The following is a 15195-nucleotide window of genomic DNA, read 5'->3' on the forward strand; positions in this document are numbered from 1 at the left end:
CGTTGTGAGCCCTGGGCCCGGCCTCCCTTCGGGGTGTCCGCGGCCCGGCTGGACCGCCGGGAGGGAGCTGGTTGCACAGGGTGACGGAGTTGGTCACTTAGCGTTGTCAACAGGTAACCGTGCCATAACGGCGATCCAGGGCCCCCGCCCGACACGCCGGGCAACTCGGCAAGGTTGTGGCAGGCTGCACCCGGGCAGGCCACACTCGACTAGCGGAAGCAGCGACGCACGTGACGTCGGCAGGCACCACCCGGGAGGTCCCCATGCCCGAACTGCGTGTCGTGGCCGTCTCCAATGACGGCACACGGCTGGTGCTGAAGGCTGCGGACAGCACGGAGTACACGCTTCCGATCGACGAACGGCTCCGTGCCGCCGTGCGCGGCGACCGTCCCCGCCTCGGCCAGATCGAGATCGAGGTGGAGAGCCATCTCCGCCCCCGCGACATCCAGGCACGGATACGGGCCGGCGCGTCCGCGGAAGAGGTCGCCCAGCTCGCCGGCATCCCCGTCGACCGGGTACGGCGCTTCGAGGGCCCCGTACTCGCCGAGCGCGCCTTCATGGCCGAGCGTGCCCGCAAGACCCCGGTCCGCCGCCCCGGCGAGAACTCCGGCCCGCCGCTCGGCGAGGCCGTCCAGGAGCGGCTGTTGCTGCGCGGCGCCGAGAAGGACACCGTCCAGTGGGACTCCTGGCGGCGCGACGACGGCACGTGGGAAGTACTGCTGGTCTACCGGGTCGCGGGCGAACCGCACTCGGCGAGCTGGACGTACGACCCGCCGCGCCGCCTGGTGCAGGCCGTCGACGACGAGGCGCGCGCCCTGATCGGCGAGTCCGACGACCTCGGCGCCCCGGAGCCCACCTTTCCGTTCGTGCCGCGCATCGCGCGTCTGCCGCGCGAGCGCTCCTTCGACCGGGACAAGGACCGTGACCGCGACCGTCCGATGCTGCCCGCGCAGGCCCCCGAGCCGGCCGAGGAGAGCACGGGCGAGCGCGACTCGCTGACCAGCCTGCTGGAGGCGGTGCCGAGCTTCCGCGGCGACCTGGTGGTGCCCGAGCGGGCGCCGGATCCCCTGGAGGAGCCCACACAGGAACCTGAGGTGGAGGAGCCCCCGGCCCCCGCGGCCTCCGCCGGGGCGGCCTACGCGGACGTCCTCATGCCGCGCTCCGTCAGCAGCCACCGCGACCGCCTGATCGGTGCCACCGACCGCCAGGCGGAGGCGGACGGCGTCCGCCCCGGCCGCCGGGCCGCTGTCCCGAGCTGGGACGAGATCGTCTTCGGCACACGCCGCAAGAAGCAGGAGTAGCGGGGCCGTGGAGGGGAGGACCGCGCCTGCCGGGTGCGGTCCTCCCCTCCGCCCACCCATGATCCCGACGAGTGCGACGCAGGGTCCGCTCCGGGCACCTCGGGACGAACCCGACGTCACGACAGACGGGGCATCACCTGCGCCCGCATGACGGCCGGCGGTCGGTCACTGCGGGTCCGGGCCCACCGCGACGGGGCGGGACGGGTCCGAGGACCACTCCGACCAGGAGCCGACGTACAGCGCCGCCGGGATTCCCGCGACGGCCAGTGCCAGCACCTCGTGGGCCGCGGAGACGCCCGAGCCGCAGTAGACGCCGACGTCCCTGCCACTGGTCGCTCCCAGCGCCTCGAACCGGGCCGCGAGTTCCTCGGCGGGCAGGAAACGCCCGTCCGGGCCGGTGTTCTCGGTCGTGGGCGCGGACACCGCGCCCGGGATGTGTCCGCCCACCCGGTCGATCGGCTCCACCTCGCCCCGGTACCGCTCCCCCGCGCGCGCGTCGAACAGCACGCCGGAGCGCGCCAGTTCCCCTGCCGCGTCGGCGTCGAGGAGCGGCAGCGCGCCCGGCTCCGGCGAGAAGTCGCCCTCGGCCGGCTCGGGTGCGGCGGCGGTCCGAAGCGGCCCCTCCCAGGCCGCCAGCCCCCCGTCCAGGACCCGTACGTCGGGGTGCCCGGTCCAGCGCAGCAGCCACCACGCGCGGGCCGCCGCCCAGCCCTGCCCGCCGTCGTGCACGACGACCGGCCGGCCCGCGGACACCCCGGCACGGCGCATCGCGGCGCCGAAGACCTCCAGGTCGGGCAGCGGATGGCGGCCGTTGCCGCCCGGCGCCGAGGCCAGTTCGCGGTCCAGGTCGACGAAGACGGCGCCGGGGATGTGCCCGGCCTCGTAGGCGGCGCGCCCGTCGAAGGGCGGCCCACCGGCTGCCGTGAGCTGCCAGCGGACGTCGAGCAGCACCGGCGGGTTCGGCCCCGCGAGGGCGGTCGCGAGATCGGATGCGGAGATGATGGCGTTCATGGTGACCATCCTTGCGCACGGGGTGGCCGCATCGTCCGAGTCCGACTACTCTGCCCGCCGGACAGGTCCGATCACGACGCGTACGGGATCGGACACGTGCTGTACAGCTGACCGACATCCTTCGGCAAGCGCACGGAAACGGACAGGACACCGCCTTCGGGGACACGCCTTCGGGGACGTGCTTTCGGGGGAGGGCGGGATTCGAGGCGGCCGCCACGAGGGGCCGGGAGATGAGTGACGATGACCGAGGCGTCGGAGCCGACCGGTCCGAACGGCCGGGCACACACGCGGTACACGCCCGGCACACCGTGCCGGGTGAGCCTGATGGTCCATGACATAGCCGCCACCCAGGCCTTCTACACAGAGCTCTTCCACTGGGAGTTCCAGCCGGGCCCCCGCGGATCAGGCCCCTCCGTACGGGCCCTGCTGGACGGTCACGAGGTGGCGGACATCGGGCAATTGCCGCCCGATCGGCACCTGCCCGTCGCCTGGACGCCATATCTCGCCTCGGACGACGTGGATCTGACAGCCGAAACGGTACGCCTGTGCTGCGGCACGATCGGGGTGGGCCCGCTGGACGCCGGTGAGGCGGGGCGTCTGGTGATCGGATCGGACCCGTCGGGCGCGGTGTTCGGCGTCTGGCAGACCGCCGCACGCCTGGGCACACGTGTCGCCGGCGGACCCGGCACCCCGGCGTGGAGCGAGTTGGTGACCTTCGAGACGGAGAGCGTGGTCAAGTTCTATGAAACGTTGTTCGGTTACGAGGGGAGGGCGGCGGGGCCCGACGGCTTCGACTACGTGACCCTGCACCTGAACGGACGCCCGGTCGCCGGCGTGCACGGCATGGGTCACGCCCTGCCCCGTGACCGGGGCTCGCACTGGCTGACGTACTTCCAGGTCGCCGACGTGGACAGCACACTCGAACGGCTCGTCGCTCTCGACGGCCGGGCACTCACCCCGGCGCGGGACTCGGCCCACGGCCGGGTGGCCACGGTGACCGACCCGGAGGGCGCCCGGTTCGCGCTGATCCAGGACCCGCGGTGACTCCGGCGGCCCGCGTTGACAGCGGGTGTCACCCAGGGGGGTGATACCGGCAAGACGTCCGGTGACAGCGCTGCCCATGGGCCGGTGTCGACGTCGGATATCCGCCAGCGTGAAACGCGCGGAACCGGAGTCTGGGTCCGTGACTGTGACATCGACCGCGGCATTCCGCATCCATGCACTTCCCGCTGAGGCACTGGACTGAGGTTTGGTCGTTATGCGCACCACTTGCCCTGTTGACCGCTTAGCGTAACCAGTGGTGACGCAGCGACAGAGAGCGACTGTACGTGTGGTATTCGCACGAGTAGGAGCTGCGCCCCGTAACGGCGTCCACTGCGGGTGCGGGAGGGCCTGCGCCGCGAGGAGTTCGGCCGTCGGCTCGGCTGCTCGGCGTCCACGGTGGCGTCGTTCGAGCAGGGGCGGAGGATTCCGTTGCCGCGGACGATCGATCGGGCCGATGAGGTGCTGCGGGCGGACGGGTTGCTGACCGTGTGGAAGGAGCAGGTCGAGCGGGCTCAGTATCCGGCGTTCTTTCAGGGAATGGCCGCCTTGGAGAAGGAGGCTGTGGAGCTGCTTGCGTACGACACCCTTGTGGTCAACGGCCTACTTCAGACCGAGGAATACATGCGGGCGCTGCTCACAATGCGGCGTCCACCGCTGAAGCAGGACACCATCGAGCAACGGGTGGCAGCGCGGCTGGTCCGGCAGGACATCCTCAACCGGGAGCCGGCACCACTGCTGAGCTTCGTGATGGACGAGTCGGTGTTGCGACGCGGGTACGGGGGACCGGACGTGCACCGGGGACAGTTGGATCACTTTCCCGTCATCGGGCAAAGGCGCAACGTCGAGCTCCAGGTCATGCCGCTCAGCTGTGTGGAAAGCGCAGGTGTGGACGGGCCGTTCACCGTCGTCATCCGTCACGACGGCAAGCAGTTCGTGTACGCGGAAACACAGGGAACCAGCGCACTTGAAACGGACGCCGCACGCACTGCTCTCACTTCCTCACGCTATGGGATCATCCGATCACAAGCTCTCACTCCGCGAGAGTCGATGGCGTTCGTCGAAGGGTTGCTGGGATCACTATGAACAACGCTGAGACCTCGACCGTCACTTCTGCCTCCCCTGGTTCAAGAGCAGCTACAGCGGAGCCGAAGGCGGGCAGTGCGTAGAGGTCGCGGCTGCCACGGCAGTTGTGCATGTCAGGGACTCCAAGGCTGTTGCCGGGCCCATGCTCACGGTCTCGCGAGAGGCGTGGGCGGGATTCATCGGGCGGCCTCATCGGAGCGGCGCGTCCGACGGTCGTACGCGCGCGAGAGCCCTGTCGGCCCCTTGTCGGGCGGCAGGGCTTTTACGTGAGTGGGGTTGCCCGGTCAGTCGGCAGTCACCGGCAGCACGTCCGGCGACAGCGCCGCCGCCCGCGCCGAGGCGGCCGTCATGCGGCGGCGGTGGTGGCGGCGGCACAGGACCTCGTAGCCGATCTCGTCCGCGGAGCGGGTCACGTCGCCGATGACCACCTGGGCGCCCTCGACGACCATGACACCGCCCACCGTGCGGGCGTTGTGCGTGGCGCGGGCGCCGCACCAGCACAGGGCCTCGACCTGGAGCACCTCGACCCGGTCGGCGAGTTCGATCAGACGCTGGGAGCCGGGGAACAGCTTGGTGCGGAAGTCGGTGGTGATACCGAAGGCGTAGACGTCGATCTCCAGGTCGTCGACCACGCGCGCGAGCTGGTCGATCTGCCCGGGGGCGAGGAACTGGGCCTCGTCCGCGATCACGTAGTCGGCACGTCCGCCCTGCGAGAGGTGGTCGACGATGTGGGTGTAGAGGTCCATGCCGTCCTCGATCTCCACCGCGTCGGTGACCAGGCCGAGGCGGGAGGACAGTTTGCCCTCGCCGGCGCGGTCGTTCCGGGTGAGGATCATGCCGGCCAGTCCGCGGGCGGAGCGGTTGTGCTCGATCTGCAGAGCCAGTGTCGACTTCCCGCAGTCCATGGTTCCGGAGAAGAACACCAGCTCGGGCATGAGCAGTTGGGCACCTTTCGGTGAGTGCGAGTGCGAGTGCGGGTACGAGTGCGCGTGCGGTGTGCGGGCGGCGTCAGGAGCGTACTTCGAGCAGGGGGACCAGTTGCTCGGCAGGGGTCATCGAGCCGTGGTTGCCGACCATCGACGACTCCTTGGGCTCCCGCTCGGAGGCGATGAGCAGGACGTCGTCGCGGGCGGCGGCGACCACGTCGCCGATCCGCTCGTACACGCGTTCGTCGATCCGCGGCCCGAACCAGCCCGCCGCGACCGCCTCCTCGCGGGAGGCGACCCAGAACTGCTCGCCGAGCACCTCGCGCCAGCAGGTGAGGACGTCGCTCTCGGCGCCCGGGACCGCGTAGACGTGCCGGGCGCGTCCCTCGCCGCCGAGCAGGGCGACTCCGGCGCGCAACTCCCAGTCCTCGTCGAAGTCGTAGCGGTGCTCCTCGTCGAACGGGATGTCGACCATGCCGTGGTCGGCGGTGACGTAGAGCGCGCTGCGGGGCGGCAGTTGCTCGGCCAGGCGCTGGGCGAGGCGGTCGACGTGCATGAGCTGGCCGCGCCAGGTGTCGGAGTCGATGCCGTAGCGGTGGCCGGCGCCGTCGAGCTCGGAGTAGTAGGTGTAGACGAGGGCGCGGTCGGCGGCGGCGAGCTGCTCGGCCGCGACGTCCATGCGTTCCTCGCCGGTCAGCCGTCCCAGGAACGTTCCGCCGCTGAGCGCGACCTTGGTCAGCGGGGTGTCCTCGAAGATCGGGGAGGACACCTGGGCGGCGTGCACGCCCGCCCGGTGGGCGAGCTGGAAGACGGTGGGGTACGGCTGCCAGGAGCCCGGGTCGGTGTACGGATGCCAGCGGAGCTGGTTCATCAGCTCGCCGGTGGCCGGGTTGCGCACGGTGTAGCCGGGCAGGCCGTGGGCGCCGGGGGGCAGGCCGGTGCCGACGGAGGCGAGGGAGGTCGCCGTGGTCGCCGGGTAGCCGGCGGTGAGCGGGCGGCCGGTGCCGCCGCGGGAGCCGGCGAGCAGGGAGGTGAGGAAGGGGGCGTCCTCGGGGTGCGCCTTCAGCTGCTCCCAGCCGAGGCCGTCGACCAGGAAGACGCAGACGCGGTCGGCGGGGGTCAGCTCGGGGATCGCGGCGGTCATCTCCGGTACGCCCATGCCGGCGGCCAGCGTGGGCAGCAGGTCGGCGAGCGAACCGGAGCCGTACTGCGGGACGGGCGCGGACTCGACGGCCAGGGGCTGCGGCTGGTCCCAGGCGGGGGCGTCGGCGGGGGCGGGCACGGGGAGCCCCCGGCCCTGAGCGGCGGCGGGTCCCTGGGCAGCAGCGGGAGACGGGCGGGTCATCAGCGGGTCAGGTCCGCGGTCGCCTCGGAGATGGCCTGCGCGAAGGCGAGGGCCTGGCGCACCGTCTCCGGGCCGTCCCCGGCCTCGCTGACGCGCAGGCTCAGGTCGTCGGCCGTCGAGTTGCCCGTGTAGCCGTGGTCCGCCTCGCAGTTGGGGTCGCCGCAGGCGGCGGGTTCGAGGTCGATGCGGGAGACGGCGCCCCAGCCGATGGTCAGCACGATCTCGCGGGGCAGGGTGCCCGGCGTGTACTGCTCCGGGTTGGCGACCACGCGGCTGACCACGACCGAGGAGATCCGGCCGAGTTTGACCGACTCGGTGGAGGTCGTGGCGTACGGCGTCGGGGAGGTGCTGTCGGCGGCCTGCTCGTCGGTGTGGCTGACGATGAAGCGGTTGCCGGTGAGGACGAGCACCGTCACGTGCCGTCGCACCTCGTTCTGGTCGAACGTGGTCTCCTGGTGGACCAGGTACGACCGGACGGGCTCACCACCCACGGCGGCCTCCACCGCCTCGGCCACGAGAGCCGGGTAGTAGCCACTGCGCTCGATCGCCGCGCGCAGCCCCTGGGTCGTCGTACTGGTCTTGGCCATGCGGTCCATCCTACGGTGGCGCGCTGACTGCGAGGCACCGCCGTGGGGCGGGGAGCCCCGGTCAGTACGCCGGGAGGGTGCGCGGGCCGAGGTCGTCGCGGGCCGGCGGGGGTGCCAGGCGCACGGTGGCGCCCAGGACGCTCAGCCCGCGCGGGGCGACGACGACCGGCTCCAGGGTGACGGCGACGACCTCCGGATGGTCGTCGACCAGCCTCGACACGCGCAGCAGCAGCTCCTGCAGCGCGGGCGTGTCGACCGGGTCCGAGCCGCGCCAGCCGAACAGCAGGGGGGCCGTGCGGATGGACCGGATCATCGAGGTGGCCTCGCGTTCGGTGATCGGGACCAGGCGGTGCGCCATGTCGTCGAGCAGCTGCGAGGCGGCTCCGGCGAGCCCGAAGGAGAGCACGGCGCCGGCCGCGGGGTCGATGACCGCGCGGACCAGGGTGTCGACTCCTCTGGGTGCCATCGCCTGCACCACCGGCCGCAGCTGTTCGGGCCTGCCGAAGAGGTCGGTCAATTCAGCATATGTGCGGCGCAGTTGCTCCTCGTCGGCGAGGTCGAGCCGTACGCCGCCCAGGTCGGCGCGGTGCCGCAGGTGCGGGGCGGTGGCCTTCAGGGCGACGGGGTAACCGAGGGTGCGGGCGGCTTCGACGGCGGCCTCGGGGCTGGGGGCGGGCAGGACGCGGCGGACGTGGACGCCGTACCGGCCGAGCAACTCGCAGGTCTCCTCCGTGCCCAGTGTCAGCCCCTGCCCGCGCGCGAGCAGCCCGTCGATGAGCGCGGCGGCGCCCTTCTCGTCGATGTCCTCGTACTCGGGCACCTTGCCGGGGTCGGCGGCCTCCCGCCGCCACTGGGCGTACCTGACGGCTTCGGCGAGCGCCCGGACGGCACGCTCGGCGGCGGGGTAGGCGGTGATGAGGCGGGAGCCGGCGCGAGGTTCCTCGTGGGCGGCCTCGGACGGCTGCGCGACCTCGGGCCCCGCGCCCCACGTCGCCCCGGCGGAGGCCGGCCACCGGGACCCCGGGCCTGCCGTGTCGGCCTCACGCTCCCGACCGGGCCGGGAACCCGTTCCTGTCTGAGGTCCCGTCCCGGGCCGGGATCCCGTGCGGGTCTGCGCGCCGGTACCGGCTTCGGGGCCCGGACCGGGCTGGGGCCCTGTGATCGCCTCGGGTCCCGTTCCTGTCCCGGGGTTCGGACCGGACTGCGGTCCCGTGACGGATTTCCCGCTCGAAGCGGGCCGGGAGCCAGTACCCGCCTGCGGCCCTGTCCCGGCCTCGGGGCCCGCGCCGGGCGGCGGTGCCGTGCTCGTTCGCGGGGCTGTCCCCGACTGAGCTGTCTGTGGGGCCGTCCCCGGCTGGGCCGTCTGCGGGCCTGTGCTGGCCGCCGCCGACAGGGCCTCCGCCAGGCCGCCGAGTTCGACGTGGACGACCAGGACCGGCTTGCCGGGCACCGCCTCCGCGGCCGAGCGCAGGGCCGCGGCCAGGGCCGCGTCCTCGGCGGCGCCCTCGCCCACGGCCGGTATCGCCGTGACGACGACGGCGTCGGTGGTCTCGTCGGCGAGTGCGCGGGACAGTGCCAGCCGGAAGTCCTCCGCCGACGCCGCCGTCGTCAGGTCCTGCGGCGGCTGCGGGCGCAGTCCCTCGGCGAGGCAGCGGTCGTGGGTGAGCACGCCCAGCGACTCGGAGTTGCCGAGGATCGCCACCCGCGGGCCGGGCGGCAGTGGCTGCCGGGCGAGCAGCAGGCCGGTGTCGACCAGTTCGGTGATGGTGTCCACGCGGATCACGCCGACCTGCCGCATCAGCGCGGACACCGTCGCGTGCGGCAGCCGCGTCGCCCGTACCGCGTGCCCCTGCGGGGCGGACCCCGCGCTCTGCACCACGACCAGCGGCTTCACCGCCGCCGTACGCCGGGCGAGGCGGGTGAACTTGCGCGGGTTGCCGACGGACTCCAGGTACATCAGGGCGACGTCGGTGTCGGGGTCGTCGTACCAGAACTGCATGACGTCGTTGCCGGAGACGTCCGCCCGGTTGCCCGCCGACACGAAGGTCGACACGCCCGTGGTCCCCGTGACCCCGCCGCCGCGCCGGTACAGCCGGGACAGCAGCGCGATGCCGATCGCCCCGGACTGCGCGAACAGCCCGATCCGGCCGGGCCGCGGCATCTCGGGGGCCAGGGAGGCGTTCAGCCGGACGTCCGGCGAGGTGTTGATGATCCCGAAGGTGTTCGGTCCGACGATGCGCATGCCGTACGTGCGCGCGTGCCGCACGAGGGCGCGCTGGCGCTCGCGGCCCTCGGGGCCGCTCTCCGCGTACCCGGCGGAGATCACGACGAGTCCCTGCACGCCGTGCTCGCCGCACTCGGTGACGACCTCCGGGACGTGCTCGGCCGGCACCGCGACGACGGCGAGGTCGACGGGCCCGTCGATGTCCCGCACGGAGCGGTGGGCGGGTACGCCGTCGATCTCCTTGCAGTCCTCGCCGAAGGCCCGGTTCACGGCGTGGAGCCGGCCGGTGAACCCGCCGTCGCGGATGTTGTCGAGGATGCTGCGGCCCACGCCCCCGCGCGTGCGGCCCACGCCGATGACGGCGACGGAGCCGGGCACCAGCAGTCGCCGTACCGACCGCGCCTCGGCGCGCTGCTCCCGGGCGCGCTGCACGGCCAGCGAGCGGTCGGTCGGCTCGATGTCGAACTCCAGGTGTACGACGCCGTCCTCGAAGCTGCGCTTCTGGGTGTACCCGGCGTCCGTGAACACCTTGATCATCTTGTTGTTGGCGGGCAGCACCTCGGCGCTGAAGCGGCGGATGCCGCGCTCGAGGGCGACGGCCGCGATGTGCTCCAGGAGCGCGGAGGCGACCCCACGTCCCTGGTGGGCGTCCTGCACCAGGAAGGCGACCTCGGCCTCGTCGGAGGGCGCCGTGGCGGGCATGCCGTCGGTGCCGATGCGGTCATAGCGTACGGTGGCGATGAACTCGCCGCCGATCGTGGCCGCGAGTCCCACCCGGTCCACAAAGTCGTGGTGCGTGAAGCGGTGGACGTCCTTCGCGGACAGCCGCGGGTAGGGCGCGAAGAAGCGGTAGTACTTGGACTCGTCCGACACCTGCTCGTAGAAGCTGACCAGACGGTCGGCGTCGTCGGCGGTGATGGGGCGGATGCGCGCGGTGCCGCCGTCGCGCAGCACCACGTCGGCCTCCCAGTGGGCGGGGTACTCGTGCCGGTCCGGCGAGGTCTGCATGGGCCCAGAGTACGGCTAGCGTCCGACAGCGGGGGGAGGCAGTCTGTGGAGGACACACGTCGGACCGAGGCCGCGGTCCGACGCGTCCCGGAGCGGAACGACGACCCGCCCCGGGACGCTTCACGTGTGGGAAACTGGTCTAGACAACCCTGATCACCTGAAGGGCAGCATCACATGGCTGAGCGCCGCGTCAACGTCGGCTGGGCCGAGGGCCTCCACGCCCGCCCCGCCTCCATCTTCGTCCGGGCCGCCACGGCCGCAGGCATCCCCGTGACGATCGCCAAGGCCGACGGCACCCCCGTCAACGCGGCCTCCATGCTGGCCGTGCTCGGCCTCGGCGCCCAGGGGGGCGAGGAGGTCGTCCTGGCCTCCGACGCCGAGGGCGCGGACACCGCGCTGGACCGGCTGGCCAAGCTGGTGTCCGAGGGGCTCGAGGAGCTTCCCGAGACGGTCTGACCGTCGGCAGGACGGGGCAGGACGGCCGACTGATCCGGCTGATTCTTCCGGTCCGGCTGATCGGGCTGATCAGGCGCCGAAGCCGTGCCGTCCTCTCCGGACGGCACGGCTTCTCCGTTTTCCGGGCGCGGTGTGTCAGATGTTCACGCCGTGCCCGCGGAGGTAGGCCACGGGGTCGACGTCGGAGCCGTAGTCCGGGGCCGTACGGGCCTCGAAGTGCAGGTGCGCTCCGGTGACGTTGCCGGTCGCGCCGGACAGGCCGATCCGCTGGCCGGGGACGACCGTCTGGCCCACCGAGACCGCGATGGACGACAGGTGGCCGTACTGGGTGTACATGCCGTCGGCCATCCTGATCACGACCTGGTTGCCGTACGCCCCGCCCCAGCCGGCCTGGACGACGGTGCCGACGCCGACCGCGTGGACGGCGGCGCCGCTCGCGGCGTGGAAGTCGATGCCGGTGTGGGAACCGGAGGACCACAGGGAGCCACCGCTCCGGTAGCCGGTGGAGACGTAGGAGCCGGAGATCGGCGACACGAAGGTGTTCAGACGCCTGCGCTCGGCCTCACGGGCGGCGCGCGCCTCGGCCTCGCGCTCCTTCTCCGCCTGCTCCGCGGCCTTCTTGCGGGCGGCCGCCTCGGCCAGCTTCTGTTCGGCGGCCTGCTTCTGGGCGGCGGCCTGGGCGCCGATCTTCTCGGCGATGCTGTCGCCGATGGTGACGACCGGGGTCAGGCCGGTGTCCTCGGGAGCGGGAGCCTCGGCGGCGAGGGCCGGGGAGGCGGCGAGAGTGCCGACGACGCCGGTGGTGGTGAGGGCCGCGACGCCCGCCGCGCGGGCGGTGGTGCGGTGCATCCGGCTGGGCCGGCGGTGCTTCCCGGTGGCGCGAGTGAACGCCATGTAGACGCTGGTCCTTTCCTTCCCTGTCGCCTACCGGGTTAGCTGACAGGTTCGGAGCAGGAAGGTCTCCTACGGACACCCTCGCGACACGCGCGGGCGTCCGATTCACCTCAGGGACTGCGTGGGTCCCCGGCTCCCCTGGCTCGCGCCGTACGGGGACTCGGCGATGGCTGCCCGGTGCCGCGGGTGCGGCGCACTGCCCGACGAACAGCCGGACCGACGCTAGACGGGGGTGCTTTTGATTCCCAAACGGAACAGAGGTTTTGTAGCGCAGACCACAGGGCAGAGAGGAAGACTTCGCCTCAATTCAGACACCGTGGGGCCCTGGTGACGCTTCGGTCACCAGGGCCCCACGCACGCGTGCCGCTACTCGGCCGCCACGACGGTGACGCGGCCGATGCCGAGAGCCTCGACGGGCTCCTTGATCTGCGCGGCGTCACCGACGAGGACGGTCACCAGCCGGTCCACCGGGAAGGCGTTGACGACGGCCGCGGTGGCCTCCACCGTGCCGGTGGCGGCGAGCTGCTGGTACAGCGTCGCCTGGTAGTCGTCGGGCAGGTGCTGCTCGACCTGGTCGGCCAGCGTGTTCGCCACGGCGGCCGCCGTCTCGTACTTCAGCGGCGCCACGCCGACGAGGTTCTGCACGGCGACGTCCCGCTCGGTGTCGGTCAGGCCCTCGGCGGCGAGCTTGCGCAGCACCGTGAAGAGGTCCCGCAGGGCCGGGCCGGTGTTCGGCGTGTCGACCGAGCCGCTGATGGCGAGCATCGCGGCGCCCGAGCCGTCGGGGGCGGAACGCAGCACCTGGCCGAACGCCCGCACACCGTAGGTGTAGCCCTTCTCCTCGCGCAGGACACGGTCCAGGCGGGAGGTGAGGGTGCCGCCGAGGCAGTACGTGCCGAGCACCTGGGCGGGCCACACACGGTCGTGCCGGTCGGGGCCGACACGACCGATGAGCAGCTGTGTCTGGACGGCGCCGGGCCGGTTGACGATGACCACGCGCCCGGTGTCGTCGGCGGTCACCGGCGGCACGGGCCGCGGCTTGGCGGGCGCCCCCGTCCAGGCGCCCAGGGTCTCGCCCAGCAGCTCGTCCAGGTCGATGCCGGTGAGGTCGCCGACGACCACGACGGTGGCCGTGGCGGGACGTACGTACCGGTCGTAGAAGGAGCGGACGGCCGCCGAGTCGATGGCGCCGACCGTCTCCTCGGTGCCCTGGCGCGGGCGCGACATGCGCGCGGTGGCCGGGAACAGCTCCTTGGAGAGCTCCTTGGCGGCACGGCGGGCGGGGTTGGCCTGCTCGTGCGGGATCTCGTCGAGCCGGTTGCGCACCAGCCGCTCGACCTCGGAGTCGGCGAAGGCGGGTGCCCTGAGGGCGTCGGCCAGCAGGCCGAGCCCCTTGGCCAGGCGGGAGGCCGGGACCTCCAGGACGAGCCGTACGCCGGGGTGGTCGGCGTGCATGTCGAGGGTGGCGCCCGCGCGCTCCAGCTCGGCGGCGAACTCCTCGGCGGAGTGCTTGTCGGTGCCCTCGGAGAAGGCCCGGGCCATGATCGTGGCGACGCCGTCCAGGCCGTCCGGCTCGGCGTCCAGGGGCGCGTCCAGCAGCACCTCGACGGCGACGACCTGCTGGCCGGGGCGGTGGCAGCGCAGCACCGTCAGGCCGTTGTCCAGCGTTCCGCGCTCGGGTGCCGGGAACGCCCACGGCCTGGCCTCGCCCGCCTGGGGCCGGGGGTGGAACTCCATCGTGGCGAGCTCGGTCACTTCGCCGCCTCCTCGGTGTCGTCGGTGGCCGCGGCGTCCGCGTCCTGGGCGTCGGCGGCTTCGGCTGCTTCGACTGCCTCGGCCGTGTCGGCGGCGGTCGGCTCGTAGACGAGCACCGCGCGGTTGTCGGGCCGCAGGCGGGCCCTGGCGGCCTCCTGGACCTCCTGCGGGGTCACCTCCAGGACGCGCTTGACGGCGGTCAGGGCGAGCTGCGGGTCGCCGAACAGGACGGCGTACCGGCACAGTTCGTCGGCGCGGCCCGCGACCGTGCCGAGCCGGTCCAGCCACTCGCGCTCCAACTGGGCCTGGGCGCGCTCCATCTCCTCGGCCGTCGGTCCCTCCTCCGCGAACCGGGAGAGCTCCTCGTCGATGGCCGACTCGATGACGGGGATCTCGACGTCGCCGGAGGCCTTCACGTCCAGCCAGCCCAGGGAGGGCGCGCCGGCCAGCCGCAGCAGGCCGAAGCCGGCGGCGACGGCGGTACGGTCGCGGCGCACCAGCCGGTTGTACAGGCGGGAGGACTCGCCGCCGCCGAGGATGGTCAGCGCCAGGTCGGCCGCGTCGCACGCGCGCGTGCCGTCGTGCGGGAGCCGGTAGGCGGCCATCAGGGCACGGGCCGGGACCTCCTCCTCGACGACCTCGCGCATCTGCTCGCCGATGGTCTCGGGCAGGGAGCCGTCGCGGGGCTGGGGCTTGCCGTCGTGGGACGGGATGGAGCCGAAGTACTTCTCGATCCAGGCGAGCGTCTGCTGCGGGTCGATGTCGCCGACGACCGACAGGACGGCGTTGTTGGGCGCGTAGTACGTCCGGAAGAACTGCCGGGCGTCCTCCAGGGTGGCCGCGTCGAGGTCCGCCATGGAACCGATCGGCGTGTGGTGGTACGGGTGGCCCTCCGGGTAGGCGAGGGCGGTCAGCCTCTCGAAGGCGGTGCCGTAGGGGACGTTGTCGTAGCGCTGGCGGCGCTCGTTCTTGACGACGTCCCGCTGGTTCTCCATGGACTCGTCGTCCAGCGCGGCGAGCAGGGAGCCCATGCGGTCGGCCTCCAGCCAGAGGGCGAGCTCCAGCTGGTGGGCGGGCATGGTCTCGAAGTAGTTGGTGCGCTCGAAGCTGGTGGTGCCGTTGAGCGAGCCGCCCGCGCCCTGCACCAGCTCGAAGTGACCGTTGCCCTTGACCTGGGCGGAGCCCTGGAACATCAGGTGCTCGAAAAGGTGAGCCAGGCCGGTGCGTCCCTTGACCTCGTGGCGCGAGCCGACGTCGTACCAGAGGCACACCGCCGCGACCGGGGTCAGGCGGTCCTCGGAGAGCACCACGCGCAGGCCGTTGGCCAGGCGGTGCTCGGTCGCTGTCAGGCCGCCGGAGCCTGCCTCGGCTGTGGCCGTGTGACCCATGGGCATGTACATCCCTTCGATCGCGATGGCGGTGTGCGAACCGCCCGTTTCCTGCCAGTCCTGCCACTGTATGCAAGCGTGCGGACCCCTGGCGAAGTTCCCGGAGGTCGTACGCCGAGAGCGAGATCGGAAGCGGGGCGAGCGAGCCGTCGGACGCGCCCCGAGCGCAGGAC

Annotated in this window: 12 protein-coding genes, 1 pseudogene and 1 riboswitch; of the genes and pseudogenes, 5 read left to right on the forward strand and 8 right to left on the reverse strand. The window is 72.6% G+C overall.

The window, feature by feature from the left end:
• Positions 1-263 precede the first annotated feature (263 nt).
• Positions 264-1301, forward strand: coding sequence for a septation protein SepH (gene sepH / locus DEP02_RS04275; RefSeq protein ID WP_112465975.1), 1038 nt, complete (start codon positions 264-266; stop codon positions 1299-1301).
• 165 nt (positions 1302-1466) lie between these two features.
• Here sepH and DEP02_RS04280 read toward each other — a convergent pair whose 3' ends face one another.
• The gene (locus DEP02_RS04280; RefSeq protein ID WP_112465976.1) at positions 1467-2312 is read right to left on the reverse strand and encodes a sulfurtransferase; all 846 of its coding nucleotides are present in this window, start codon (positions 2310-2312) and stop codon (positions 1467-1469) included.
• A 240-nt stretch (positions 2313-2552) separates the two neighbouring features.
• Here DEP02_RS04280 and DEP02_RS04285 point away from each other — a divergent pair, with 240 nt between their 5' ends.
• The 3 genes and pseudogenes from DEP02_RS04285 to DEP02_RS04295 all read left to right on the forward strand — a co-directional run.
• Positions 2553-3356, forward strand: a complete 804-nt coding sequence (locus tag DEP02_RS04285; protein ID WP_112465977.1) for a VOC family protein — start codon at positions 2553-2555, stop codon at positions 3354-3356.
• Positions 3357-3686: 330 nt separating this feature from the next.
• The gene (locus tag DEP02_RS04290; RefSeq protein ID WP_112465978.1) at positions 3687-4439 is read left to right on the forward strand and encodes a helix-turn-helix domain-containing protein; all 753 of its coding nucleotides are present in this window, start codon (positions 3687-3689) and stop codon (positions 4437-4439) included.
• Positions 4436-4623: pseudogene (locus DEP02_RS04295) on the forward strand (DUF397 domain-containing protein); the annotation flags it as partial. The gene DEP02_RS04290 and the pseudogene DEP02_RS04295, both read left to right, overlap by 4 nt.
• Positions 4624-4723: 100 nt before the next feature.
• On the opposite strand, the gene DEP02_RS04300 reads toward DEP02_RS04295, so the two are convergent.
• The 4 genes from DEP02_RS04300 to DEP02_RS04315 all read right to left on the reverse strand — a co-directional run bounded on the left by DEP02_RS04300 (position 4724) and on the right by DEP02_RS04315 (position 10529).
• The gene (locus DEP02_RS04300) at positions 4724-5374 is read right to left on the reverse strand and encodes a thymidine kinase (protein WP_112465979.1); all 651 of its coding nucleotides are present in this window, start codon (positions 5372-5374) and stop codon (positions 4724-4726) included.
• A 73-nt stretch (positions 5375-5447) separates the two neighbouring features.
• On the reverse strand, positions 5448-6710 hold the full coding sequence (locus DEP02_RS04305; protein WP_438947723.1) for an alkaline phosphatase family protein: 1263 nt from the start codon (positions 6708-6710) through the stop codon (positions 5448-5450).
• Entirely contained in the window at positions 6710-7306 is a 597-nt protein-coding gene (locus DEP02_RS04310) for a DUF5998 family protein (RefSeq protein ID WP_112465981.1), read from the reverse strand. Before DEP02_RS04310 ends, DEP02_RS04305 begins: the two co-directional genes overlap by 1 nt.
• A gap of 52 nt (positions 7307-7358) precedes the next feature.
• On the reverse strand, positions 7359-10529 hold the full coding sequence (locus tag DEP02_RS04315; RefSeq protein WP_112465982.1) for a bifunctional GNAT family N-acetyltransferase/acetate--CoA ligase family protein: 3171 nt from the start codon (positions 10527-10529) through the stop codon (positions 7359-7361).
• A gap of 174 nt (positions 10530-10703) precedes the next feature.
• Here DEP02_RS04315 and DEP02_RS04325 point away from each other — a divergent pair, with 174 nt between their 5' ends.
• Positions 10704-10985, forward strand: a complete 282-nt coding sequence (locus tag DEP02_RS04325; RefSeq protein WP_112465983.1) for an HPr family phosphocarrier protein — start codon at positions 10704-10706, stop codon at positions 10983-10985.
• A 135-nt stretch (positions 10986-11120) separates the two neighbouring features.
• Here DEP02_RS04325 and DEP02_RS04330 read toward each other — a convergent pair whose 3' ends face one another.
• The 3 genes from DEP02_RS04330 to DEP02_RS04340 form a co-directional block, all read right to left on the reverse strand.
• Positions 11121-11879, reverse strand: a complete 759-nt coding sequence (locus DEP02_RS04330) for a M23 family metallopeptidase (RefSeq protein ID WP_112465984.1) — start codon at positions 11877-11879, stop codon at positions 11121-11123.
• A 12-nt stretch (positions 11880-11891) separates the two neighbouring features.
• Positions 11892-12055: riboswitch (cyclic di-AMP (ydaO/yuaA leader) on the reverse strand.
• A gap of 190 nt (positions 12056-12245) precedes the next feature.
• The gene (locus DEP02_RS04335; protein WP_112465985.1) at positions 12246-13634 is read right to left on the reverse strand and encodes a M16 family metallopeptidase; all 1389 of its coding nucleotides are present in this window, start codon (positions 13632-13634) and stop codon (positions 12246-12248) included.
• Entirely contained in the window at positions 13631-15022 is a 1392-nt protein-coding gene (locus tag DEP02_RS04340) for a M16 family metallopeptidase (RefSeq protein ID WP_112466004.1), read from the reverse strand. The genes DEP02_RS04335 and DEP02_RS04340 overlap by 4 nt, the downstream gene beginning before the upstream one ends.
• Between the last annotated feature and the right edge of the window lie 173 nt (positions 15023-15195).

Source organism: Streptomyces triticisoli, from assembly GCF_003270085.1.
GTDB lineage: Bacteria > Actinomycetota > Actinomycetes > Streptomycetales > Streptomycetaceae > Streptomyces > Streptomyces triticisoli.

What these genes read in the sequence shown, in the direction of transcription:
- sepH (WP_112465975.1), top strand. Translation starts at nt 264, where the DNA reads ATGCCCGAACTGCGTGTCGTGGCCGTCTCCAATGACGGCACACGGCTG.
- DEP02_RS04280 (WP_112465976.1), bottom strand. Translation starts at nt 2,312, where the DNA reads ATGAACGCCATCATCTCCGCATCCGATCTCGCGACCGCCCTCGCGGGG.
- DEP02_RS04285 (WP_112465977.1), top strand. Translation starts at nt 2,553, where the DNA reads ATGACCGAGGCGTCGGAGCCGACCGGTCCGAACGGCCGGGCACACACG.
- DEP02_RS04300 (WP_112465979.1), bottom strand. Translation starts at nt 5,374, where the DNA reads ATGCCCGAGCTGGTGTTCTTCTCCGGAACCATGGACTGCGGGAAGTCG.
- DEP02_RS04305 (WP_438947723.1), bottom strand. Translation starts at nt 6,710, where the DNA reads ATGACCCGCCCGTCTCCCGCTGCTGCCCAGGGACCCGCCGCCGCTCAG.
- DEP02_RS04310 (WP_112465981.1), bottom strand. Translation starts at nt 7,306, where the DNA reads ATGGACCGCATGGCCAAGACCAGTACGACGACCCAGGGGCTGCGCGCG.
- DEP02_RS04315 (WP_112465982.1), bottom strand. Translation starts at nt 10,529, where the DNA reads ATGCAGACCTCGCCGGACCGGCACGAGTACCCCGCCCACTGGGAGGCC.
- DEP02_RS04325 (WP_112465983.1), top strand. Translation starts at nt 10,704, where the DNA reads ATGGCTGAGCGCCGCGTCAACGTCGGCTGGGCCGAGGGCCTCCACGCC.
- DEP02_RS04330 (WP_112465984.1), bottom strand. Translation starts at nt 11,879, where the DNA reads ATGGCGTTCACTCGCGCCACCGGGAAGCACCGCCGGCCCAGCCGGATG.
- DEP02_RS04340 (WP_112466004.1), bottom strand. Translation starts at nt 15,022, where the DNA reads ATGGGTCACACGGCCACAGCCGAGGCAGGCTCCGGCGGCCTGACAGCG.